This is a genomic window from Streptomyces sp. NPDC052773, from assembly GCF_044547145.1.
Classification (GTDB): Bacteria; Actinomycetota; Actinomycetes; order Streptomycetales; family Streptomycetaceae; genus Streptomyces.
In genome coordinates this window covers 428,403-450,861 of sequence record NZ_JBITZX010000003.1, presented here as the reverse complement: position 1 = coordinate 450,861, position 22,459 = coordinate 428,403, and the positions used below count along the sequence as shown (strand labels likewise).

Annotated in this window: 18 protein-coding genes; 12 read left to right on the top strand and 6 right to left on the bottom strand. The window is 71.9% G+C overall.

The window, feature by feature from the left end; genetic code table 11:
* Positions 1-53 precede the first annotated feature (53 nt).
* Positions 54-2,633, bottom strand: coding sequence for an ABC transporter permease (locus ACIG0D_RS10015; protein WP_399797957.1), 2,580 nt, complete (start codon positions 2,631-2,633; stop codon positions 54-56).
* Entirely contained in the window at positions 2,630-3,418 is a 789-nt protein-coding gene (locus ACIG0D_RS10010; protein ID WP_399797954.1) for an ABC transporter ATP-binding protein, read from the bottom strand. The genes ACIG0D_RS10015 and ACIG0D_RS10010 overlap by 4 nt, the downstream gene beginning before the upstream one ends.
* Before the next feature lie 440 nt (positions 3,419-3,858).
* On the opposite strand from ACIG0D_RS10010, the gene ACIG0D_RS10005 reads away from it, so the two are divergent.
* From ACIG0D_RS10005 to ACIG0D_RS09995, 3 genes are all read left to right on the top strand, one after another.
* A complete protein-coding gene (locus ACIG0D_RS10005) occupies positions 3,859-5,379 on the top strand; it encodes an MFS transporter (RefSeq protein WP_399798202.1) in 1,521 nt (506 codons plus the stop codon).
* 177 nt (positions 5,380-5,556) lie between these two features.
* Positions 5,557-5,949 (top strand): DUF485 domain-containing protein, encoded by a 393-nt coding sequence (locus ACIG0D_RS10000; protein WP_399797952.1) that lies wholly within the window; start codon positions 5,557-5,559, stop codon positions 5,947-5,949.
* Positions 5,950-5,975: 26 nt separating this feature from the next.
* Entirely contained in the window at positions 5,976-7,556 is a 1,581-nt protein-coding gene (locus ACIG0D_RS09995; protein ID WP_399798200.1) for a cation acetate symporter, read from the top strand.
* Positions 7,557-7,660: 104 nt separating this feature from the next.
* Here ACIG0D_RS09995 and ACIG0D_RS09990 read toward each other — a convergent pair whose 3' ends face one another.
* The 3 genes from ACIG0D_RS09990 to ACIG0D_RS09980 all read right to left on the bottom strand — a co-directional run bounded on the left by ACIG0D_RS09990 (position 7,661) and on the right by ACIG0D_RS09980 (position 12,785).
* Positions 7,661-8,551 (bottom strand): cellulose-binding protein, encoded by an 891-nt coding sequence (locus ACIG0D_RS09990; RefSeq protein WP_399797949.1) that lies wholly within the window; start codon positions 8,549-8,551, stop codon positions 7,661-7,663.
* Between the two features lie 167 nt (positions 8,552-8,718).
* Positions 8,719-11,763: an SUKH-4 family immunity protein gene (locus ACIG0D_RS09985; RefSeq protein WP_399797946.1), complete on the bottom strand. Its 3,045-nt coding sequence runs from the start codon at positions 11,761-11,763 to the stop codon at positions 8,719-8,721.
* 8 nt (positions 11,764-11,771) lie between these two features.
* Complete coding sequence (locus ACIG0D_RS09980) at positions 11,772-12,785, bottom strand: SMI1/KNR4 family protein (protein ID WP_399797943.1); 1,014 nt, start codon at positions 12,783-12,785, stop codon at positions 11,772-11,774.
* A gap of 395 nt (positions 12,786-13,180) precedes the next feature.
* Between ACIG0D_RS09980 and ACIG0D_RS09975 the strand changes: the two genes are divergently transcribed.
* Positions 13,181-13,696, top strand: coding sequence for a YwqJ-related putative deaminase (locus ACIG0D_RS09975; protein ID WP_399797940.1), 516 nt, complete (start codon positions 13,181-13,183; stop codon positions 13,694-13,696).
* A 40-nt stretch (positions 13,697-13,736) separates the two neighbouring features.
* Positions 13,737-14,240 carry an SUKH-3 domain-containing protein gene (locus ACIG0D_RS09970; protein ID WP_365764289.1) on the top strand — a complete coding sequence of 168 codons (504 nt, stop codon included), beginning with the start codon at positions 13,737-13,739 and terminating at the stop codon, positions 14,238-14,240.
* A 96-nt stretch (positions 14,241-14,336) separates the two neighbouring features.
* Here the strand turns inward: ACIG0D_RS09970 and ACIG0D_RS09965 are convergent, their stop codons facing one another.
* A complete protein-coding gene (locus ACIG0D_RS09965; RefSeq protein WP_399797937.1) occupies positions 14,337-15,656 on the bottom strand; it encodes a histidine kinase in 1,320 nt (439 codons plus the stop codon).
* Between the two features lie 167 nt (positions 15,657-15,823).
* Here ACIG0D_RS09965 and ACIG0D_RS09960 point away from each other — a divergent pair, with 167 nt between their 5' ends.
* The 7 genes from ACIG0D_RS09960 to ACIG0D_RS09930 all read left to right on the top strand — a co-directional run bounded on the left by ACIG0D_RS09960 (position 15,824) and on the right by ACIG0D_RS09930 (position 22,428).
* Positions 15,824-16,681, top strand: coding sequence for a hypothetical protein (locus ACIG0D_RS09960; protein WP_399797934.1), 858 nt, complete (start codon positions 15,824-15,826; stop codon positions 16,679-16,681).
* A 212-nt stretch (positions 16,682-16,893) separates the two neighbouring features.
* A complete protein-coding gene (gene glmU, locus ACIG0D_RS09955; protein ID WP_399797932.1) occupies positions 16,894-18,342 on the top strand; it encodes a bifunctional UDP-N-acetylglucosamine diphosphorylase/glucosamine-1-phosphate N-acetyltransferase GlmU in 1,449 nt (482 codons plus the stop codon).
* A 140-nt stretch (positions 18,343-18,482) separates the two neighbouring features.
* Entirely contained in the window at positions 18,483-19,463 is a 981-nt protein-coding gene (locus tag ACIG0D_RS09950; RefSeq protein ID WP_399797930.1) for a ribose-phosphate diphosphokinase, read from the top strand.
* 182 nt (positions 19,464-19,645) lie between these two features.
* Positions 19,646-20,248 (top strand): 50S ribosomal protein L25/general stress protein Ctc, encoded by a 603-nt coding sequence (locus tag ACIG0D_RS09945; protein WP_399797928.1) that lies wholly within the window; start codon positions 19,646-19,648, stop codon positions 20,246-20,248.
* 82 nt (positions 20,249-20,330) lie between these two features.
* Positions 20,331-20,933: an aminoacyl-tRNA hydrolase gene (gene pth / locus ACIG0D_RS09940; protein ID WP_399797925.1), complete on the top strand. Its 603-nt coding sequence runs from the start codon at positions 20,331-20,333 to the stop codon at positions 20,931-20,933.
* Positions 20,934-21,004: 71 nt separating this feature from the next.
* The gene (locus ACIG0D_RS09935) at positions 21,005-21,493 is read left to right on the top strand and encodes a hypothetical protein (RefSeq protein WP_399797923.1); all 489 of its coding nucleotides are present in this window, start codon (positions 21,005-21,007) and stop codon (positions 21,491-21,493) included.
* 191 nt (positions 21,494-21,684) lie between these two features.
* The gene (locus ACIG0D_RS09930) at positions 21,685-22,428 is read left to right on the top strand and encodes an LPXTG cell wall anchor domain-containing protein (protein WP_399797920.1); all 744 of its coding nucleotides are present in this window, start codon (positions 21,685-21,687) and stop codon (positions 22,426-22,428) included.
* The last annotated feature ends 31 nt before the right edge of the window (positions 22,429-22,459 follow it).

Genomic DNA, 22,459 nt, shown 5'->3' with positions numbered 1-22,459 from the left:
GAGTCCCCTGGACTCCCGGCGCCGGGCTCCTCCGCAACCCCCGTGTGCGGTGGCTACTCGGTGGCGATGGCGTTCAGGACGTTCATCCGGCCCGCGCGGAACGCCGGGATCAGCGCCGCGAACAGCCCCACCAGGGCCGAGCCGAGGAACACCCCGCCGATCGTCGGCCACGGGATGTCGAGGACCTTCAGGCCCTCCAGGGCGAGGAGCTGCTGCGCGGTGGCGCCCCAGCCGATGCCCAGCCCGAGGCCGAGCAGCGCGCCGAACAGGGCGATCACGACCGACTCCAAGCGGATCATCCGGCGCAGCTGGCGGCGCGAGAGGCCGATCGCCCGCATCAGGCCGATCTCCCGGGTGCGCTCCACCACCGACAGCGCCAGGGTGTTCACCACCCCCAGGATCGCCACGATGATCGCCAGGGCCAGCAGGCCGTAGATCATGTTCAGGAGCTGCCCGATCTGGTCCTTCAGGGCCTCCTTGTAGTCGGTCTGGTCGCGGACCTGGAACTGCGGGTAGTCGTGCAGCGCCTCCTTGAGCGCCTGGTAGGCGGCCGTCTCCTGGCCCTCCTTCGCCGTGGCGAAGACGAGCAGGTCGAGCGGCATCCGGTCGGCCGGCACGTACTTCGCGACCGTGTCGATCGAGGCGTACATCGCGCCCTTGTCGACGACGACCTCGTCGCTGGTGATCGCGCGGACCGTGAGCGGCGCCGTCGTGCCGTCCTTGAAGTCGACCTTCACCGTGGAGCCGAGCTCGATGCCATGCTCCTCGGCGAAGCCCTCGAAGACGGACATCGAGTCGGGCCGGTAGGCGTCGGCGAGGTCGCCGGCCACCGTCTTGGTGCGCACGTCCTCGGCGTACGACGGGTCGGCGGCGTTGATCGTCTCGCTCTTGGACCGCTTGCCGTCGGGGGTGATCAGGTCGGCGTCGAGGACCTTGTACTCGGTGACCCGCTCCAGCCCGTCCACCGACTTCACGGCCTGCACGGCCTGCGGGATGATCGGACGTCCCTGGTCGTTCTGCACGATGAAGTCGGTGCCGACGGTCTTGTCGAGCTGGTCGGTGGCCGAGGCGACCATCGAGGAGCCCACCACCGACAGGCACGCCACCAGCGCGAGCCCGATCATCAGCGCGGCGCCCGTGGCGCCGGTGCGGCGCGGGTTGCGCAGCGCGTTGCGTTCGGCCATCCGTCCGACCGGCCCGAAGATCCGCAGCAGTACGGCGCTCAGCACCCGCACCACGCCGCCCGCGAGCAGCGGTCCGACGACCACGAACCCGATCAGCGTGGCCACCACGCCCACGCCCAGCCACAGCGAGCCGTCGCTCGCCTGGTCGGCGGAGCCGGCCAGGTAGAGGGCAGCGCCGCCCGCGCCGGTCAGCAGCAGACCGATCACGGCCCGGACGACACCGGCCTTGACGTCGGCGGGGGTGCCCACGTCGCGCAGCGCGGCCATCGGGGAGACCTTGCCCGCGCGGCGGGCGGGCAGGTAGGCGGCGAGGACGGTGACGACGACGCCGAGGAGCAGGCCGAGGACGGGCGTCGTCCAGGCGATCGTCAGGTCGTCCGTGGACAGCTCCATGCCCATCGAGCCCATGAGTTCCATGAGTCCGATCGCGAGGCCCACCCCGGCGCCCACGCCGAGCACCGAGCCGACGACGCCGAGCAGCAGCGCCTCCACCAGCACGGACCGGTTGACCTGCCTGCGGCCGGCGCCGATGGCCCGCATCAGGCCGATCTCGCGGGTGCGCTGGGCGACCAGCATCGAGAAGGTGTTGATGATCAGGAAGATGCCGACGAGGAAGGCGATCCCGGCGAAGCCGAGCATGGCGTACTTCATGACGTTCATGAACTCGCCGACCTCTTCGCGGTTGGCGTCGGCGACCTCCTCGGCGGTCTGCACCTTGTAGCCGCCGTCGAGCGCGGCGGAGACGTCCTTCTTCAGCCGCTCGTCGGTCACGCCGTTCGCGGCGGTGACGTTGACGTTGGTGTAGACGCCGGTCTCGCCGACCAGGGTCTTCTGGGCGGTCTCGGTGTCCAGGTAGAAGATCGCGGCGCCGGGGTTGGTGACGGTGAAGTCGGCGATGCCGGAGATCTTCGCCCGGTGGGTGCCGACGGCCGTGATGACGCCGATCTCGTCGCCGAGCTCCAGGCCGTGCTTGTCGGCGGTGTCCGCGTCGACCATGATCTGGCCGGCGCCCTCGGGGGCCGCACCGGAGGTGATGTCCATGGTGCGGGCGTCGTTGGAGTTCCAGTTGCCGACGATGGTCGGCGCGCCGGAGGACGGCGACAGGCTGTCCTTGTCGGCGTCGACGACGGTGACCGAGGTGGAGAAGACGGTCCCCTCCGCCGACTTCACGCCCGGCACGCCCCGTACCTCGTCGAGGACGGCGGCGGGCATCACGGGCGGCTTGCCGGTGCCGGAGGTGGTCTCACCGGTGTCCGAGGAGTCCTTCGCGCTGACCGTGACATCGGAGGAAGTGGCGGCGAACAGCTTGTCGAACGTCGTGTTCATGGTGTCGGTGAACACCAGCGTGCCGCACACGAACGCCACCGACAGCAGCACCGCCACGGCCGACAGGGCCATCCGCCCCTTGTGCGCGAGGAAGTTGCGCAGCGAGGTCTTCAGCACGGTCATGACGTACGCCCCCGGGCGTCGAAGTCCTTCATGCGGTCCAGGACCTGCTCGGCGGTCGGGTTGTACATCTCGTCGACGATCCGGCCGTCGGCGAGGTACAGCACGCGGTCCGCGTAGGAGGCGGCCACCGGGTCGTGCGTGACCATCACGATGGTCTGGCCCAGTTCGTCCACGGAGCGGCGCAGGAAGCCGAGGACTTCGGCGCCCGCGCGGGAGTCCAGGTTTCCGGTCGGCTCGTCACCGAAGATGATCTCGGGCCGCGCGGCCAGCGCCCGGGCCACGGCGACGCGTTGCTGCTGGCCGCCGGAGAGCTGGGTGGGCCGGTGCTTGAGCCGCCCGGCGAGCCCGACGGTGTCCACCACGCGCGCCAGCCACTCCTTGTCCGGCTTGCGGCCGGCGATGTCCATGGGCAGCGTGATGTTCTCGATCGCGTTCAGCGTCGGCAGCAGATTGAACGCCTGGAAGATGAACCCGATCCGGTCCCGCCGCAACTGGGTGAGCTTTTTGTCCTTGAGCCCGGTGATCTCGGTCTCGTCCAGGTGGATCTGACCGCTCGTCACGGTGTCGAGCCCGGCGAGGCAGTGCATCAGGGTGGACTTGCCGGACCCGGAGGGGCCCATGATCGCGGTGAACCGGCCGCGGGCGATGTCCACGTCGACGTGGTCGAGGGCGACGACGCGGGTCTCCCCGGCCCCGTAGGCCTTGACGACCTGCCGCGCCCGCGCGGCAACGGCCGTACGCCCTCCAGTGCCCCCGTGCCTGGGAATGGTTACAGCCGAAGTCACGGTATGTCTCCTATGTCGGTCATCTATTGGTGCGTGCGCATCCCTTGAACCGCTGGACGCGCACGAAGTGGTTACGAGAAGGAGTCTCGCGGGCGGAGGGGGTGCTGTTCGATGGTGCTCAGCCCCCTCCTGTGCTGGGGAAAACCCCACCCCCCACGCTGCGGTTCGCCGGTGCCGGCGGCGCCCTCAGCGGTGTAAAGCCAGGTTAAGGACGCCCGGTGCCCCGTCTCGTCCTCCGCCGGGACGAGCCCTCCCCGAGCCGTTGTACGGAGGAACCCCTAGGGGACTCCACCGGCAGACGGAACCGCCCCGGGGCGCTGTCCGCCCTTCGGACCACCCACCCTGCACCCTCCCGCGACGTCAGGGGCAAGTGCGAAGCTGTCGTGCGGCAGATAGGTGCAAGGGGAAGGAATCCCGTGGGCCAGGGCGACACCGAGCCGATGCGTCAGAACGGCACCGAGTCGGGGCCGAGGCCGCGGGGCGGCACCGCGTCCGAGCCCGGGCCGGGCACCCGGGGCCGCGGCGCCGTCGTCGCCGCGCTGATGCTGTCCATGGCGCTCGCCGCGCTGGACTCCACCATCGTCGCCACCGCCGTCCCGCAGATCGTCGGCGACCTCGGCGGGTTCTCCGTCTTCTCCTGGCTGTTCTCCGGCTATCTGCTCGCCGTCACCGTCAGCCTCCCGGTCTACGGCAAGCTGTCCGACACCTTCGGCCGCAAACCGGTGCTCATCGTCGGCGCGGCCGTCTTCCTGCTCGGCTCGCTGCTGTGCGCGCTGGCCTGGAACATGGGCGCGCTCATCGCCTTCCGCATCGTCCAGGGCCTGGGCGGCGGCGCTCTGCAGGGCACGGTGCAGACCCTCGCCGCCGACCTCTACCCGCTGAAGGAGCGCCCGAAGATCCAGTCCAAGCTGTCCACGGTGTGGGCGGTCTCGGCGGTCGCGGGCCCCGGCGTGGGCGGCCTGCTCGCCGCGTACGCCGACTGGCGCTGGATCTTCCTCGTCAACCTCCCCGTCGGCGGCCTCGCCCTCTGGCTGATCGTGCGCCATCTGCACGAGCCGCAGCGGGAGAAGGCGTTCCCCCGCGCGCGGGTCGACTGGGCGGGCGCCCTGGCCGTGTTCGGCTGCGGCGGGGCACTGCTGACCGCGCTGGTGCAGGGCGGGGTGGCCTGGCCGTGGCTGTCGCCGCCGTCGCTCGCCCTGTTCGGGGCCGGGATCGCGCTGCTCGCGGTCGTGGTGCTGGTGGAACGGCGGGCGGCCGAGCCGATCATCCCCGGCTGGGTGTGGCGGCGCCGTACGATCGCGGCCGTCAACCTGGCGCTGGGCGCGCTGGGCCTGCTGATGGTGGCACCCACGGTGTTCCTGCCGACGTACGCGCAGTCGGTGCTCGGACTCGGCCCCGTCGCCGCCGGGTTCGTGCTCTCGGTGTGGACGCTCAGCTGGCCGGTGTCGGCGGCGTTCAGCCAGCACGTCTACCGCAGGATCGGCTTCCGCAACACCGCCATGCTGGGCATCGGCACGGCCACCCTCGTCCTCGCCGCGTTCCCGCTCCTGCCGTATCCCGGCGAGGCCTGGCAGCCGACGCTGCTGATGCTCGTGCTCGGCGCCGCGCTGGGCCTGTTCCAGCTACCGCTGATCGTCGGCGTGCAGTCGACGGTCGGGTGGGCGGAGCGCGGCACGACCACCGCGTCCGTGCTGTTCTGCCGGCAGACCGGCCAGACCGTCGGCGCCGCCGCCTTCGGCGCGGTCGCCAACGGGGTGCTCGCCGCCCGCCTCGGCGGCGCCGGCGACCTCGACTCCGTCGCACACGGCCTGGACACCGGCGCCGCCTCCGAGGCGACCCGGCGCGCCATCGCGGACGCGGTCCACGCGGTCTACCTGGGCGCGGCCGGGGCGGCGGCACTGGCGTTCCTGGTCCTGCTGCTCCTGGCCCCCCGCCGCTTCCCGGTCCTGACGGACAACTGAGGCACAGGGGGCCGAAGCCCGGCACGCCGGCGGACGGTAAGCGCATACCGACCGCTCAGTTTGGTGAAAACGCCGCGCGTCCCGGATGTGCCGAGTAGCGTGCGTGGCCCCGCACCGCAGACCCCCACTCCCTGCGGTCCGACCTCCGCGGACCCGAGCCACGCAAGGAGCACCGGGATGTCCTCCGACCCGTATCCGACGTACCCCTGGCAGCCCGCGCCGCCGCCCCTGCCGCACACCCACCGCAGACCGCCCCGCCCGCCGCTCGGGAACCACGGCGACCTGCGCACCCTCCGCAGCGCCTACCGCTGGCAGCGGCGCGTGGCCACGCTCACCGCGCTGGGCTACTTCACCCTGTTCCTCGTCCTGTCGGCGTACGCGCCGTCGTTCATGACCTCCGACGTCACCGCCGGACTGCCCGTCGGGCTGCTGCTCGCACTCGTCCAACTGCCCGTCACCTGGCTGGCGATCGCGCTCTACGAATACACCGCGCGCCGCCACGTCGACCCGCTCGCCGACCGGATCCGCAGGCAGTCCGCGCTGGACGCCAGGCGGGAGGCGGGCCGGTGAACGTCTTCAGCGAGTCCGCGCAGACCATGACCCTGGTCGCGTTCACCGCGATCGCCACGATCACCCTGCTGCTGTGCGTGATGACCGGCCCCGACCGGGACGACCTCGACGAGTTCTACACCGGCTACAGCTCCCTGTCGCCGATGCGCAACGGCCTCGCGATCGCGGGCGACTACATCTCCGCCGCGACCGTCCTCGGCACCTGCGGGGTCATCGCGCTCTACGGCCACGACGGGATCGTCCTCGCCCTGAGCACGGCCCTGTCGCTGATGCTGCTGATGTTCCTGCTGGCCGAACCGCTGCGCAACGCGGGCCGGTTCACCATGGGCGACGCCTTCGCACGCCGCATGCCCGGGCGGACCGTGCGGATGACGGCGTGCCTGGTGACCCTGGCCGCGCTGCTGCCGCTGATGCTGGTGCAGCTCGCGGGCACCGGACAACTGCTCGCGTTCATCCTGGGCTTCTCCGGCGACGAGGTGAAGACGGGCTGCATCATCGGCCTCGGCGCGCTGATGATCTCGTACGCGGCGATCGGCGGCATGAAGGGCACCGCCCTCATCCAGATCCTGAAGATCGTCATTCTGCTCGGCTCGGGCGCCGCGGTCGCCGTGCTCGTCCTGCACCGGTTCGACTGGGACCCGACGGCCCTGTTCTCCACGGCGGCGCGGCGCAGCGGCGTGGGCGACGCGTTCCTCGCCTCCGGGCTGGAGTTCGCGGGCGGCCCCTTCCCCCGCGCCGACATGATCAGTGCCCAGCTGTGCGTGGTGCTCGGCGGGGCCTGCCTGCCGCACGTCACCATGCGCATGTACACCGCCTCCAGCGCTCCCCAGGTACGCCGTTCGATGTCCTGGGCGGTGTCGAGCGTCGCCGTGTTCGTGCTGGTCATCACCGTCGTCGGGACGGGCGCGACGGCGCTGGTCGGGCGCGAGGCGATCGCGCTGGCCGACCCGCAGGGCAACTCGGCCTACCTGCTGGGCTCCCTCGCGGCGTTCGGCGCGGAGGTGTCCACCGCGGAGACGTTCCTGTTCACGACGGTCGCGACCGGGGTGTTCCTGACCGTGCTCGCCTCCGTCGCCGGCATGATCCTCGCCTGCGCCAACTCCCTGGCCCACGACGTGTTCGCGGCCCGCGTGCAGGAGATGCCGGCCCGCCGCGAGATGACCCTGGCCCGCGTCTCCGCGCTCGCGGTCGGCGTCCCGGCGATCCTGCTGGCGACGATGGTCCAGCACCGCAGCCTCCAGCCGCTGGTCACCCTCTCCTTCAGCCTCGGCGCCTCGGCCATCGCGCCCGCGCTGGTCTACAGCCTCTTCTGGCGCCGCTACACCCGCACCGGCCTGCTCGCCACCCTCATCGGCGGCACCCTCGCGGTCCTCGTCCTCACCCCGGGCACCAACCTGGTCTCCGGCTCCCCCGTCTCCGCCTTCCCCGACGCCGACTTCACCTACTTCCCCTTCACCACCACCGGTCTCGTCTCCGTCCCCCTCGGCTTCGCCTTCGGCTGGCTCGGGACGGTCCTCTCCGGCCGGCGCAAGGCGGAGCGGGAACGCCGGCAGTACGAGGCGGTGGAGGGCTGGATCCTCGCGGGGGCGGTGCGCAGGAACGAGTGAGGGCACCGCTGCCCGGGCGGTGGACGCAGTGAGGTGGCCTCACCCGCGGGAGCCCGCCCTGACCGGCTGTCACTCCGCCGGTGCCCGCCCGCCCTGACCGGCTGTCACTCCGCTGGTGCCCGCCCGCCCATGAGCGCCGCCAGGCTCTCGCGTACGTGGTCCATGTGCGCCTGTACGTCGTCCCGGCGCTCCCCGTGCTCGCGCAGCACCCGCTCGGTCTCCTGGGCGATGCGCTCCTCGCGGGCCCGGGCCTCGGCGACGATCTCGGCGGCCCGTGCCTGCGCCTCCTCCTGCCGCAGCCGGGCGGTCTCCTCGGCGTCGGCACAGGCCCGCTCGGCCTCGCGGAGCGCGGCCTCGGCGCGAGCGACGGCCGCGGCGTGCCGGGCGTCCAGCGCGGCGGCCCGCTCGGCGGTCTCGCGCTCGGCGGCGGCCCACCGCTCGGCGTGGTCCTTCGCCTGGTCCGCGAGGAGCGCGACGGTCCGCCGCCGCACCTCCCGCAGCGCGGCGACCGCCTCCGTACGGCGCTCCTTCACCTCCCGCCGGGCGGTGGCGCGGATCTCGTCGGCCTCGGCCCGCGCCGCGAGCAGCCGGTGACGCACCCGGTCCTCGGTCTCCACGCGGAGCGTGTCGGCGTACTCCCGCGCCGCCCGGCACACCCCGTCGGCGTACGCCCGCCCCCGCGCGCCTCGTTCGTGCGCCTCGCGCCGCGCCCGCTCGCGCACCTCCGCCGCCTCCTCCTCCCCGAGCAGGAACAGCCGCCGGGCACGCTCCCCCAGCGCCTCGTACGTCTGCGGCGCGAGCCGTGCGACCGTCTCCCGCATCCGCTCCGCCTCCGCCTCCATCTCCCTGGCGAGCACGGTGAGCCGGGCGGCCCGCTCCCAGGCGGCGTCACGGTCCCGGCACAGTGCCGCGGTGAACGCGTCGACCTGCCCGGGGCGGTACCCGCGCCCCCGGACGGTCACGAAGCCATGTGCCGACACCGATGCGCTGCTCATCCTCCGGGCCCCTCTCCACCGACCACGACGCGCTCTCGCGCACTTCTCGATGGATCGGCAGGAAACGCCCGCACCGCAACACCCGGCGCGCCAGGTGCACACAAAAGGGCCCGGCCCGGTCGGGAACGACCGGGCCGGGCCCCTTCTCACACACCGTCAGACGGGCGTCACAGCAGCCCGTCCCACATCTGCTCCAGCAGCACCGACCACCAGCTCTCCGGCGAACCGAGCGCCGCCGGGTCCAGCGCGGCCAGCTGGGCCTGGAAGTCGACGGTCCAGCGGCCCGCCTGCTCCTGGTTCAGCCCGAACCGCAGCCGCCACATCCGGCCCAGCAGCGCCAGGCAGCGGGCGAACTCCGGCAGACCGGTGTTCACGAACTGCGGCGGCACCGGCGCACCGCCCGGCCCCGCCTCCACCGGCACGGCGACGATGTTCGCCGTGCCGTACTGCACACAGATCGCCTTGCCGAAGTCCGTGCCCATGACGAGGTACGAACCCGCGTCCGCGGCCGGCTGCACCCCGCGCTCCTGCGCCAGCTCCGCCAGCGTGGGAACGGGCCGCCCCGGCTGGGCCTGCGCCCAGAAGAACGGGCCCATGTCGACCGGCAGACCGGCCACCACCAGGGTGTGCGCCACGATCGGCGGCACCCCCTGCCGGGACACCGCGGCCTGCTCGAACCGGAAGACGCCCGGCCCGAACGCCGCCGCCAGCTCCTGCGCCACGCCCTCCGGCGGAATCGGCGGCGCCGGCTGCACCGGCGGCACCGGCACCCTGACCGGCGCCGGACGCGCCGGCCCGTCCGCGACCTGGTGCAGCTCGCCCTGGTGCGCCAGCAGCTGCTGCATCCCCTGCTGCCGGCTCGCGTGGTCCGTGCCGTACGGCGCGATCGACGTGATCCGGGCCTGCGGCCACTGCTCGCGGATCATCCGCGCGCAGTACGCCCCCGGCAGCTCGCACGACTCCAGCTCCGTGTGCAGCTCCAGCACCTGGTCCGGCGGCACGTTCATCGCCCGCAGCTCATGGAAGATCTGCCACTCCGGGTGCGGGGTGCCCGGCGCGGAACGCCGGATCAGCTGCTGCTCCGAGCCGTCCTGCGCGCGGTAGCGCAGGACGGCCTGGTAGCCGGGGCCGACCGTCGGCTGGGCCTGCTGCTGCGGATAGCCGTACGCCGGGGGCTGCGCGCCCGGAACCGGCTGACCCGGAACCGGCTGACCCGGCATGGGCGGCATGGGCGCGTGCCGGCCGGGCGCGGACGGCATCGGCAGAGGGGCGCCGGGGGCACCCGGAGCGCCCGGGGGCATTCCGGGTGCACCCGGCGCCATTCCGGGTGCGCCCGGTACGCCGGGTACGCCCGGGGCCTGCGGCGGCGGGGGCACGCCCGGACCGCCGACAGGAGGTGCGGCCAGCATGGTCTCCGCGTGGTGCACGGCGCCCGCGCCGGGCGCACCCGGCACCCCCGGGGCGCCCGGAGGCTGCGGTGCGCCGGGGGCACCGGGGGCATGCGGGGCGCCCGGAGCGGCGGGCGGCTGGGGCGCGCCCGGCCCCATCCGGGAGGGGTCGGCCAGCATCGTGGCGGCGTGGTGGACGCCGCCCGGAGGCGTACCGCCGGGGGTGTTCGGCGCACCCGGCGGGCCCGGCGGGTTCGGAGCATCCGGGGCACCAGAGGCCCCCGGGGCGCCCGGGCCCTCGGGGCCGTCGGGGCCGAGGGCGGAGACGAGCTGCGTGGGCACGTACGCACCGCCCGCCGGGGTTCCGTCCGGCGGCGGAGGTGTGCTGCCCGGCCGTACGCCCGGGGTGCCCGGCGCGCCCGGCGGAGGCGGCGGCGTCGCACCCCGGCCACGCCGCGGCGGCGGGGCCGCCTTGCTGGTCGCGGCGTCGGCGATGTCCCCCGCCTGCGGCGGGTAGCCGTAGGCCGGCGGGGGCGGCGTGCTTCCCTGCGGCGCGGGCGGCGCGGCCGGAGGGGGCGTGCTCCCCTGCGGCGCACCCGGACCCTGCGCCCCCGGCACGGGCGGGGCGGACGGCACGGGCGGCGCGGACGGCGGCGGCGTGCTGTGCACCCCCGGCGCGGGCGGCACCCCGGGAGCGCTCGGCGCCCCGGGCACGCCCTGCGCACCCGGTCCACCCTGCACACCCGGTCCACCCTGCACACCCGGTCCGCCCATTGCGCCAGGCGCGCCCTGCGCCTGCGGATCGTCGATCGCCGGCGCGATCGCCGTCGGCGGGAGCTGGCTGCCGCCCGACATCAGTGCCGTCTTGGCGTCCGGCACCGCCGAGGGCGCCGACGGGGACGGCTCGTCGTCGACGCCGCTCAGCGGCGGCGCGAACACGGTCTGCGGCAGCGGCACGGAACGGTCCTCACCGGCATCCGCGTTGGTGTCCGTCCCGGCCCACGGCGTCGCCCCCGCGGGCGCGCCGGGCACGACACCCGGCGCCGGCGCACCGGTCGGAATCCCGGCCTGCGTCTGCGGCAACGCCGAACCCGAGGCCGGCGCCGCGAACCCGGGCACCGCGTCCCGAGGCCCGGCATCCACAGCCCCGGCCCCCTGCGACGCCGCACCCGCGGGCACCGCGTCCCGAGGCCCGGCCCCCTGAGAGACCGCACCCGCGGCCCCCGCACCAACAGGTCCCGCACCCGGAGGCACCGCATCCGCAGGCACCGCATCCGCAGGCACCGCATCCGCAGGCTCCACGCCCCGAGGTTCCGCCCCGGCCGCAGACGCACCCGAGGGCACCGCGTCCACCGGCTCCGGCCCCCGAGGCACCGCACCCGCGGACCCCGCGCCCTCGGCCCCGCCGCTCTCCTCGGCCGCCCCGCCCCGGGTCCCCCGCTGATCCGGGATGCCCAGCTTGTCCGCCGCCTCCTGCAACCACTCCGGCGGACTCAGCAGGAACGACGTCTGGTTCAGATCCACCCGGGCCGCCGGCGCCGGCGCGGGCTCCCCGGCCGCCTCCTCACGGCCGTACTCCTCCTCATAACGGCGGATCACCTCACCCACCGGCAGCGACGGCCACAGCGTGGCCTCCCCGCTGTCCCGGGCGATCACCAGTCGCTGCCCGCCGCCGTCCGAACGCGGCCCGTCGGGACGGTCCTCCGCCCACACCACGAAACCGAGGTCGAACTCCCGCACCCGCACCTCACGGTGCTGGTACGACGGCACGTCCCCGTTGATCCACTCCTCGGCGCGCTCCTGCGCCTGCGCGAACGTCACCATCGGCCAGCTCACTCCCCGGACACCGGAACGGACCGCGCGAAACCGCCGTCCACCATCAGATTCGCCACCGTCTCCAACTCCGGCGGCGAACCCGCGAGCCGCGACAGAAAAGCGTCGAAGTCCTCACCGCACGGCAGCAGCAGCCGCTCCACCCGCTCCGCGGGCGACCACGACGGATCCACGTCGCGCGCGTCGTCGTACGCGCAGAACCACACCGAACCGACCCGCTCGCCCTTCACCTTCACCGCGAGCAGGCCGCCCTGCACGAACGCCACACCCAGATAGTCCTTGGTGAGATGGTCCCGCAGGCACTTGTTGACGTACACCAGATCGTTGACCGCCGCCTCGTCCCGCACCGTGAAGAACGGCTGGTCGATCAGCAGCCCCAGCTCCGCGTCCAGCGCGGTGCCCACCGGCGCGCAACCACCCGCCGCCTTCAGGAACGACCGGTAGGCGCCCGGCAGCCGGTAGCCGAGATCCTCCTCGACGCCCTGCACCTGCGCCTCGCTCACCGCCACACCCGACTTCGGCAGCCCGAAATGCGCCGGACGCGTCTCCTGCAACGGCCGCGTGCCCCGCTTGCCGTGGTCCACCGCCGCCGTGGCGATACCGCCGTGATGCCGCAGCAACGCCTTCACCTCGACCGGCACCAGCTCCAGCCGCCGCGTCCCCGCCACGTGATGCCACGTCCAGCCGTGCGGCGTCGCCACCGACGGGATCGTGTCCCACAACTCGTGCCCGGACGCCGCCAGCGCCGCGTTCGCCGACACATAGTCCGTCAGCCGCAGCTCGTCGACACCGAAACCCTCCGGCGGATCCGCGATCTCCGCCGCCGCACGCGCGTACGGCGAGAAGTCGGGGTAGCCGCGCTCGTCCACCCGTACCCCTCTCGGGTGACGGGCCGCCCGGACCGGATCCGGGAAATGCACGACCTGCCCGGCGTAGGCCGCGTTCGGCGGCGCGGCGTGTCCCCCGGCCTGGCGGCCGGGAGGTGCCCCCAGCCCGAGCCGACCTGTCGTCATGGCGGTTGCCCCCTGCGGCACTCTGTACGACCCGTAACGACCGACTCCGGCCACTACGCCCCGTATCGACTTCTCTGCTCCGACGCACCCCTGTCCCGGGCACGCCCACCGCGCGCGACGCGGTCCCGACAGCCTATGCGGTACGGGGAAACCGGTCACCGGCGCCGGTCACGCCCGCCCCGCACCACCGGACGGACCCCTTCCGCACCACCCCAGCACCCACCGCCCCGCCACCACGCCACCCGACCCGCCCTGACACACCGTCACCATCGCGTCACCACCATGTGACGACCCACCCCCGACCGTGCGTGTCGAGCCGCCCCAGCTTCCACACCAGCCACGGCATTTGGCACTCTGTGTCCGCCGGGGGGATGCACGGGAGGGGAAACACGAGCATGAACGCAACACAAACAGGCCCGCACACCAGCGCCTCCGGCGACCCCCGCGTCGGCTGGAGCGCCACCGACGAACGCCCCGCACCCACCCTGCGTCACCGCCGCGACGGCATACTCCCCACCGTCGCCGCCGCCCTCTCCGTCCGCGGCACCACCCTCACCGGCACCGCCGCCCGCGGCGACCGGCCACCCGCACTCCACCCCCTCGTCCAGGACTTCCTCGACACCCTCACCAGCGCCCAACGCGACCGCTTCACCGGCCGCTGCGCCGAGACCATCCTCATCTCCCGCCACCTCACCGCCGCCGACGCCGCCCGCAGCAAACGCGCCGCCCGCAGACCCATGACCAACGGCGAAGCACGCAAAGCCCTCAAACACGCCAAACTCACCGCCCGCCGCATCCGCGAGGCCGGCGACCCCCTGCACGGCAGCTTCGCCGCCCCCTGCCGCGCCTGCACCGCCCTCAGCGCCCACTTCGGCGTCCGCATCGTCGACCCCACCGCGACCGACGACTGACCGCGCCACCGCCCCACCACCACACGACGAACAAGGGCAGATGCACACCGACCGCGCCTCGACCACCCGCTTCTCCGTCCCCGTCGACGCCGCCCTGCGCGCCGCCGGCTGGCAGCCCGGACGCTGGGACATCAAACAAGCCGAGATCTGGGCCGACACCCTGCGCGACCACATCTCACCCGGCGGCCACCGCCACGCCGTCTCCCCCGCCGCCGTCGAAGCCTGGGCCGAATTCGGCGGCCTCCACGTCAACCCCACCGGCCCCGGCCGCCAGCTCGCCCCCGCCGCCCTCCACCTCGACCCCCTGCACGGCCTCCACATGGCCCGCACCCTCGGCGACCTCGGCCGCGCCCTCGACACCGACGTCAGCCCCCTCGGCGCCGAAACCGACACCCAGGCCCTCCTCGCCATCGACGCCGAAGGCCGCGTCTACGCCCTCGACCACACCGGCGACTGGTACCTCGGCCCCGACATCGACCACGCCCTCACCACCCTCGTGGCCGGCCTCGAACCCGTACGCCTGACCGCCACCCCGACGGACTGAAACCGCACCCCTCCGGCCGAGACCCCACCCCGCCGGGCGAGACCCCACCCCTCCGGCCGAGACCCCACCCCGCCGGGCGAGACCCCACCCCGCCGCCTACGACGCCGGAATCACCGCCGACACCCGGAAACCCCCCGCCTCCGTCGGCCCCGACACGAACACCCCACCGAGCCCCACGACCCGCTCCCTCATCCCCACCAGCCCATTGCCCCCCGACGGCAACCGGGCCGACGACGCCGCACCCACCTCCGGCGGCGGCTCGTTCTCCACCTGCATCGCGATCTCCGACGCCCGATGCGCCAGCCGCACATACGTCTTCGCCCCGGCGGCATGCTTGTGGACGTTCGTCAACGCCTCCTGCACCACCCGGTACGCCGTCTGCTCCACCTCCGGCGGATACGCCCGCACCTCCCCCTCCACCGACAGATCCACGACCATCCCCGCCGCCGCCGACTGCCCGATCAACTCGTCCAGCTCCGACAGACAGGGCCCCTCCCCCGGCTCCTCGACAGCCCGCGACGCCGCGGCAGCCGCAGCGGCACCCACCGCCGCCAACGGCACCGACGACCCCTCACGCCGCCGCACACCGTCCCCCGCGGTCCGCAGCACACCCAGCATCTCCCGCAACTCGGTCAACGCCTGCCGCCCCATGTCCCCCACCAGCGCGGCGTTCTTCACCGCCTTCTCCGGATCCTTCCGCGCCACCGCCTGCAACGCCGCCGCGTGCACCACCATCAGACTCACCCGATGCGCGACCACGTCGTGCATCTCCCGCGCGATCCGCGTCCGCTCCTCGTTACGCGCCCACTCGGCCCGCTCCTCCGCCCGCTCCGCGAGCAGCTGAAGCTCCCGCTCCAACGAGTCCGCCCGCTCCCGCAGACTCTCCATCAGCCGCCGCCGCGCCCCCACATACAGCCCCAGCAGCAACGGCGGCGCGGTCACCCCCAGCGAAGCGGTGATCGAAATGAAGGGAACGAACCAGTCCCCCACACTCAGCTCGACATCCCCGTGCGCCATGTCCTGCCGCGCCCGCACGAACGTCACCACCAGCGTCCCCAGCAGCGACATCCCCGCCAGCGCCGCGATGATCCGACGCGGCAGCTCCGAGGCGGCGAGCGTGTACAGCCCCACCACCGTCAGCAGCAGCCCCATCTGCGCCGGCGCGATCGCGATCGACACCAGCACGACGGCGATCGGCCACTTCCGCCGCAGCAGCAGCGTCGAACCCGCCACCACCCCGAAGACGACCCCCGCCGCCTCCGGAATCCCCGCGTCCTGCGCGAACGGATACCCCTCCGCCCCGCACTCCAGCGCCGACACCAGCGCGAGGCTCCAGTCGAGCACCGCCCCGCGCCGCCTCACCCACCACCACGGCCCCGACCGGGCCTCCGTGTGGTCATCCCCCGTCGTGGTCATGCCTCCAGCCTACGGGCGGCCCTGTCCGCTTTTCCGGCGAGTTTCGACGACTGGCCTACACCACAGTCCGTAATCGAATAACCGCGAAACAGCCCGGAATCCCTCGAACTGGCGAACTGCGCCCGTTCGACCCCCGGAACCCACCATTCCGGCCGGACGGTATGCACATGGCACATACCAGCGGCAAGTACGCCGACTACGAGGGCCTGCGCGAGCGGGCGGTGGCGCTGCGGCGCCAGGGCTACAGCCTTCGGCAGATCCGGGACGAGCTGAGGGTCTTCAACAACGACATCCTCAACCGCCTGGTGAAGGGAGAACCCCCACCGGAGTGGACGAAGCGCCCGCGCGCGAAGGACGACCTGCGCGAGAAGGCAAGGGAGCTGCGACTCAAGGGCTGGACCTACGACCAGATCGAGGCGGAGCTGGGCTGCTCCAGAAGCTCTGTCTCCCTTTGGGTGCGGGATCTGCCGAGGCCGGCACGCAGTCGGTCCCCGGAAGAAGCGGTAGCGATCGCACGCAAGGGCTGGGAGGAGAAGCTCCGCATCCGCGAAGAGGAACGACAGCAGACCAAGGAAGCAGCCAAGCAAGCCGTCGGCAGCCTGTCGAGCCGCGAGCTGTTTCTGATCGGCGTGAGCCTCTACTGGGCCGAGGGCGGCAAGGACAAGCCGTACGACCGCCGAGAGAACGTCACTTTCGTGAACAGCGACCCAGGCATGATCAAGGTCTTCCTGGCCTGGCTCGACCTGCTCGGCATCGAGCGCGAGCGGCTGCGGTTCACCGTCATGATCCACGAGAACGCGGACGTGGCAGGCGCGGAGCACTACTGGGCTGACCTCGTCGGTGCCGACCGCTCTGCGTTCAACAAAACGACGCTCAAGAAGCACAACCCGAAGACGGTCCGCAAGAACGTCGGTGAGACCTATCGCGGCTGTCTGGTGATCAAAGTCCTGAAGGGCGCCGAGTTGTACCGTCGCATCGAAGGGTCTTGGTACGGCATAGTGTTGGGTGCCGACTCGGCGACCTGACCAAATGTCCGGTTTAGGCGAGTTTCATCCCCCATGGTGTAATCAGGCAGCACTGAGGGTTTTGGTCCCTTAAGTTCAGGTTCAAATCCTGATGGGGGAGCTCCTTGCATGCGGGCCCTGACATCTACGTCGGGGCCCGCTCTCATGTCCCCCCGGAAACCCCCCGGTATCCTGCGGTTGTCCACACCCCCTCCACAGCCGAAGGGCATCCCGTGAGCGCCATTCGCCCGGCAGCCGTCGTCGTTCTCGCAGCGGGTGAGGGCACCCGTATGAAGTCGGCCACACCGAAGGTCCTGCACGAGATCTGCGGCCGCAGCCTCGTGGGGCACGTGCTGGCCGCGGCCGGTGAGTTGGAGCCGGAGAACCTGGTCGTCGTGGTCGGGCACGCGCGGGAGCGGGTGACCGAGCACCTGGCCGCCGTCGCCCCGGACGTGCGTACCGCCGTGCAGGCGGAGCAGAAGGGCACCGGGCACGCGGTGCGGATGGGCCTGGAGGAGCTGGGCGGCGGTGTCGACGGGACCGTGGTGGTGGTCTGCGGCGACACTCCCCTGCTGACCGCGGACACGCTGCGGCGGCTCGCTCGGACGCACTCGGACGACGGGAACGCCGTCACGGTGCTCACGGCCGAGGTGCCGGACGCGACCGGCTACGGCCGGATCATCCGGGACGAGGCGACCGGTGCCGTGACCGCGATCGTCGAGCACAAGGACGCGACCGAGGCGCAGCGGGTGATCCGGGAGATCAATTCCGGGGTGTTCGCGTTCGACGGCCGGCTGCTGGCGGAGGCGCTGGGGAAGGTCCGTACGGACAACAGTCAGGGCGAGGAGTATCTGACGGACGTGCTCGGGATCCTGCGGGAGGCGGGGCACCGAGTGGGTGCCTGTGTGGCCGGGGATCACCGGGAGATCGCCGGGATCAACAACCGGGTGCAGCTGGCCGAGGCGCGGCGCATTCTCAACGACCGGCTGCTGACCGAGGCCATGCTTGCCGGGGTCACGGTGGTGGACCCGGCGACGACCTGGGTCGATGTGACGGTCACGTTCGAGCAGGATGTCGTGGTGCATCCGGGGACGCAGTTGCAGGGTTCCACGCATCTCGGTGAGGGGTGTGAGGTCGGGCCGAACAGCCGGTTGAAGGACACCCGCGTGGGTGCGGGGGCGCGGGTCGACAACACGGTGTCCGAGAAGGCCGTGGTGGGTCCGGAGGCGTCCGTGGGGCCGTTTGCGTATCTGCGGCCGGGGACGCGGCTGGGGCGCAAGGGCAAGATCGGGACGTACGTCGAGACGAAGAACGCGTCGATCGGCGAGGGCACGAAGGTGCCGCATCTGTCGTATGTCGGTGACGCGACGATCGGTGACCACACCAACATCGGTGCGGCGAGTGTGTTCGTGAACTATGACGGTCAGGACAAGCATCACACGACCGTCGGCTCGCACTGCCGTACCGGTTCGGACAACATGTTTGTGGCTCCTGTCACGATCGGGGACGGTGCCTATACGGCTGCCGGCTCAGTGATCACCAAGGATGTGCCGCCCGGCTCGCTGGCCGTGGCCCGTGGTCAGCAGCGGAATATCGAGGGTTGGGTGGCTCGTAAGCGTCCTGGGAGCGCGGCGGCGAAGGCGGCCGAGGCGGCGTCCCGGGGGCCGGAAGGCGAAGGCTGACCGGAAACAGGTGCGTCTGGGACGGCGTACCGTGATAAGTGCACACCCGCACCCCACCAGCTGAGACGACGTATCTCGCGCCCCAGCTGCGAGACGTCGTGTCAACACCCCAGCTGAGACACCTCTGAGGAGAAAGTGCTGTGACCGGGATCAAGACGACCGGCGAGAAGAAGATGATGTTCTTCTCCGGCCGCGCCCACCCCGAGCTTGCCGAGGAGGTCGCCCACCAGCTGGGTGTCGGGCTTGTTCCGACGAAGGCCTTCGACTTCGCCAATGGCGAGATCTATGTCCGCTATCAGGAGTCGGCGCGTGGCGCGGACTGCTTCCTGATCCAGAGCCACACGGCTCCGATCAACAAGTGGATCATGGAGCAGCTGATCATGATCGACGCGCTGAAGCGTGCGTCGGCCCGTTCCATCACGGTGATCGTGCCGTTCTACGGTTACGCGCGGCAGGACAAGAAGCACCGGGGTCGTGAACCGATCTCGGCGCGTCTGATCGCGGATCTGATGAAGACGGCCGGTGCGGACCGGATCCTGACCGTGGATCTGCACACGGACCAGATCCAGGGCTTCTTCGACGGTCCGGTGGACCACCTGTTCGCGCTGCCGCTGCTGGCGGACTACGTGGGCAAGAAGGTGGACCGGGAGAAGCTGACGGTCGTGTCGCCGGACGCGGGCCGGGTGCGGGTCGCGGACCGGTGGTGTGACCGGCTGGGCGCGCCGCTGGCGATCGTGCACAAGCGGCGTGACAAGGACGTGGCGAACCAGGTGACCGTCCACGAGGTCGTGGGTGAGGTCAAGGGCCGGGTGTGTGTCCTGGTCGACGACATGATCGACACGGGTGGCACGATCTGTGCCGCGGCGGACGCGCTGTTCGCGCACGGTGCGGAGGATGTCATCGTGACGGCGACGCACGGTGTGCTGTCGGGTCCGGCGGCGGACCGGCTGAAGAACTCGCGGGTGAGTGAGTTCGTGTTCACGAACACGTTGCCGACGCCGGGTGAGCTGGCGCAGGATCTGGACAAGCTGACGGTGCTGTCGATCGCGCCGACGATCGCGAGTGCGGTGCGTGAGGTGTTCGAGGACGGTTCGGTGACGAGCCTGTTCGACGAGCAGTGAGCCGTACGGTCCGCTGACTGATCGATTTTTCTGCGGCCTCCCGAGCCGAGTATCCTGGTCCGGTTGCTCGGCGAGGGAGGCCGTACTCGTTGTACGGCGGTCCGTTATCGACGCGCTCTTCGTAGCAGGCCGTTCGTGGCCGGGTGACCCGTCCGTTCCGCTTCCTACGAGGAGTGATCATCATGTCCGAGGTGAAGCTCACCGCCGAGACCCGTACCGAGTTCGGTAAGGGTGCCGCCCGTCGTATCCGTCGTGACAACAAGGTTCCGGGTGTGCTGTACGGCCACGGCTCGCAGCCGCTGCACCTGACCTTCCCGGGTCACGACCTGCTGCTGGCGCTGCGTACGCCGAACGTCCTGATCTCCCTGGACATCGACGGCAAGACGCAGGAGCTGGCGATTCCGAAGGCCGTGCAGCGTGACCCGCTGAAGGGCTTCCTGGAGCACGTCGACCTGCTGCTGGTCAAGCGTGGCGAGAAGGTCACGGTCGAGGTTCCGGTCGTCGCCGAGGGCGAGCTGGCCGCGGGTGGCAACCTGCTGGAGCACGTGCTGAACGCGCTTCCGGTCGAGGCCGAGGCCACGCACATCCCCGAGCAGCTGACGGTGTCGGTGGAGGGTCTGGAGGCCGGTGCCTCGATCCACGCCAAGGACATCGCGCTGCCGAAGGGCACCACGCTGGCCGTCGAGGAGGACGCCGTCGTCCTGCAGGTCCTGGCCGCGCAGGCCGAGGAGCCGGCCGAGGGCGAGGGTGAGGCCGAGGGCGGCGAAGAGTCCGCCGAGGCCTGATCCTCAGCTTCGTCGTTTCGTCAGCCGCTGTTCCCCGGGGGGTTCTCCGTGGGGGCAGCGGCTGGCGCGTATCCAAGGAGAGATGGACGTGACGGCGGATGTGGGTGCGCCCTGGCTGATCGTGGGGCTGGGGAATCCGGGGCCGGAGTACGCGATGAACCGGCACAACGTCGGTTTCATGGTGGCGGATCTGCTGGCGGAGCGGATCGGCGGCAGGTTCAAGCGGGCGGGCAAGGCGCAGGCGCAGGTCGTGGAGGGCCGGATCGGTCCGCCGGGGCCGGCCAGTCGCCGGGTGATCCTGGCGAAGCCGATGTCGTACATGAATCTGTCGGGTGGCCCGGTGAACGCGCTGCGGGACTTCTACAAGGTGCCGGTGGGCAACATCGTGGCGGTGCACGACGAGCTGGACATCGACTACGGGGCGCTGCGGCTGAAGCTGGGGGGCGGTGACAACGGGCACAACGGGCTGAAGTCGATGACGAAGGCGATGGGCTCGGACTATCACCGGGTGCGGTGCGGGATCGGGCGTCCGCCGGGGCGGATGCAGGTGGCGGACTTCGTGCTGAAGGATTTCTCGTCGGCGGAGCGCAAGGAGCTGGACTGGTTCGTGGACCGGGCGGCGGACGCGGTGGAGTGTCTGGTGATCGAGGGGCTGGAGCGGGCGCAGAGCACGTACAACTCGTGACTACGCACAACTCCTGACTTGTCCCTTACGTGAGTTGACTGGCCGTGTAGGCATGGCCAAGGATCGCGGCCATGCCTTCTGCGGTCGTCTCCCGTCAGGGTGCGGACGCCGTGCTGCGCTTCGGCCGGTTCGCGGCGATGGGCGCGGTCACGGCGCTGATCCTCGTCGCCGGTGTGTGGGCCTCGTGGGGGTCCGCTCAGTACGTGATGCTCACCAAGGGGAGGGAGAGCGGCACCGTCGAGGTCACCCGGTGCGGCGAGGACACGTGTGCCGGTCCGTACAGGCCTCTGTCGCCGGGTTCGCAGCCCCGGGAGCGGGTGGTGCTGGAGCACTCGGTGGCGGTGCGCGAGGGGCGGACGTACACGGTGGTGCTGAAGCCGGACGGTGGCGAGGCGGTGCGTTCGGGGCCGGCGGGGGTTCTCCACGCTTGGGTGCCGATGGGTGGCGCGTTGCTGCTGGCGTCGGTGGTGGTCGCGGGGGGTCTGCGGCGGGCGCGGGCGGCGTGGGTGCTGGCGGGGTCGGGGTTCGTGCTGATCACGGCGGCGTTCCTGGTCGTATGACGGCCTCGTGGTGGTCTTGTGGTCCGCTTTCGGGAGGGGCCGATACGTCTGACCGGGTTTCACCGTTGTCCCGCACGTGGAGAGTTGGATCGTTGCCTTTTCGTGCTTGATCCGACACCGGGGTCTGCCGGATGCTGAGCCGCCCCCTCCACATCTTCCCCGTTCGTCACACGAAGATGGACTACTGCTTCATGCGAACCCTCTCTCGCGCCGGCGCCGTGTGCGCCGTCGCCGCGGCCACGCTGCTCCTGTCGCCCGCCGCCCACGCCACCCCGCCGGGTGACAACGGCACCGTCAAGATCCATGACGCGGCCACCGGTGAGGAGCTGCGCAAGAACGAGCCGCACGTCTGCACCTTCTACCTGGACGCGTTCGGTTTCGACGCGGGTCAGAAGGTCGACTGGCACATCGAGGCCTGGGCGCCGACCGCCGACGTCAAGGGCGAGACGGTGAAGTCCGGCTCGCTGACCCTGGACGCCGACGGTCACGAGCGCACGGAGGACATGACCCTCCCCGACGGCCACTACAAGCTGTTCTGGACCTTCGAGGGCAAGCACGGCGCCCCGAAGCACAAGGTGTTCTGGACGGACTGCGAGGAGGAGGGCGGTCAGCCGGGTACGACGCCGTCCGCCTCGCCGTCCGGGTCGGCCGGTGCGTCCGAGGCGCCGAGCGCGTCCCCGAGCGTGTCGGAGGGCGCCTCCGAGGGTCCGTCGGAGGGCCCGTCGGGCAGCCCGTCCGAGGGTGCCACCCCGGGTGCCTCGGAGAGCGGTGCGGCGACCCCGGCCGCGTCCTCGTCCCCGCAGGGCGGTGTCGAGGGTGACCTCGCCGAGACCGGCAGCAGCGCCCCCGTGGGTCTGCTGGCGGGTGTGGCCGCCGCGCTGGTGGCCGCGGGTGGCTTCCTGGTGGTCCGCCGTCGCAAGGCCCAGCAGGGCTGACGCAGGCGCGGCAAGAGGCGGCGCCCCAACG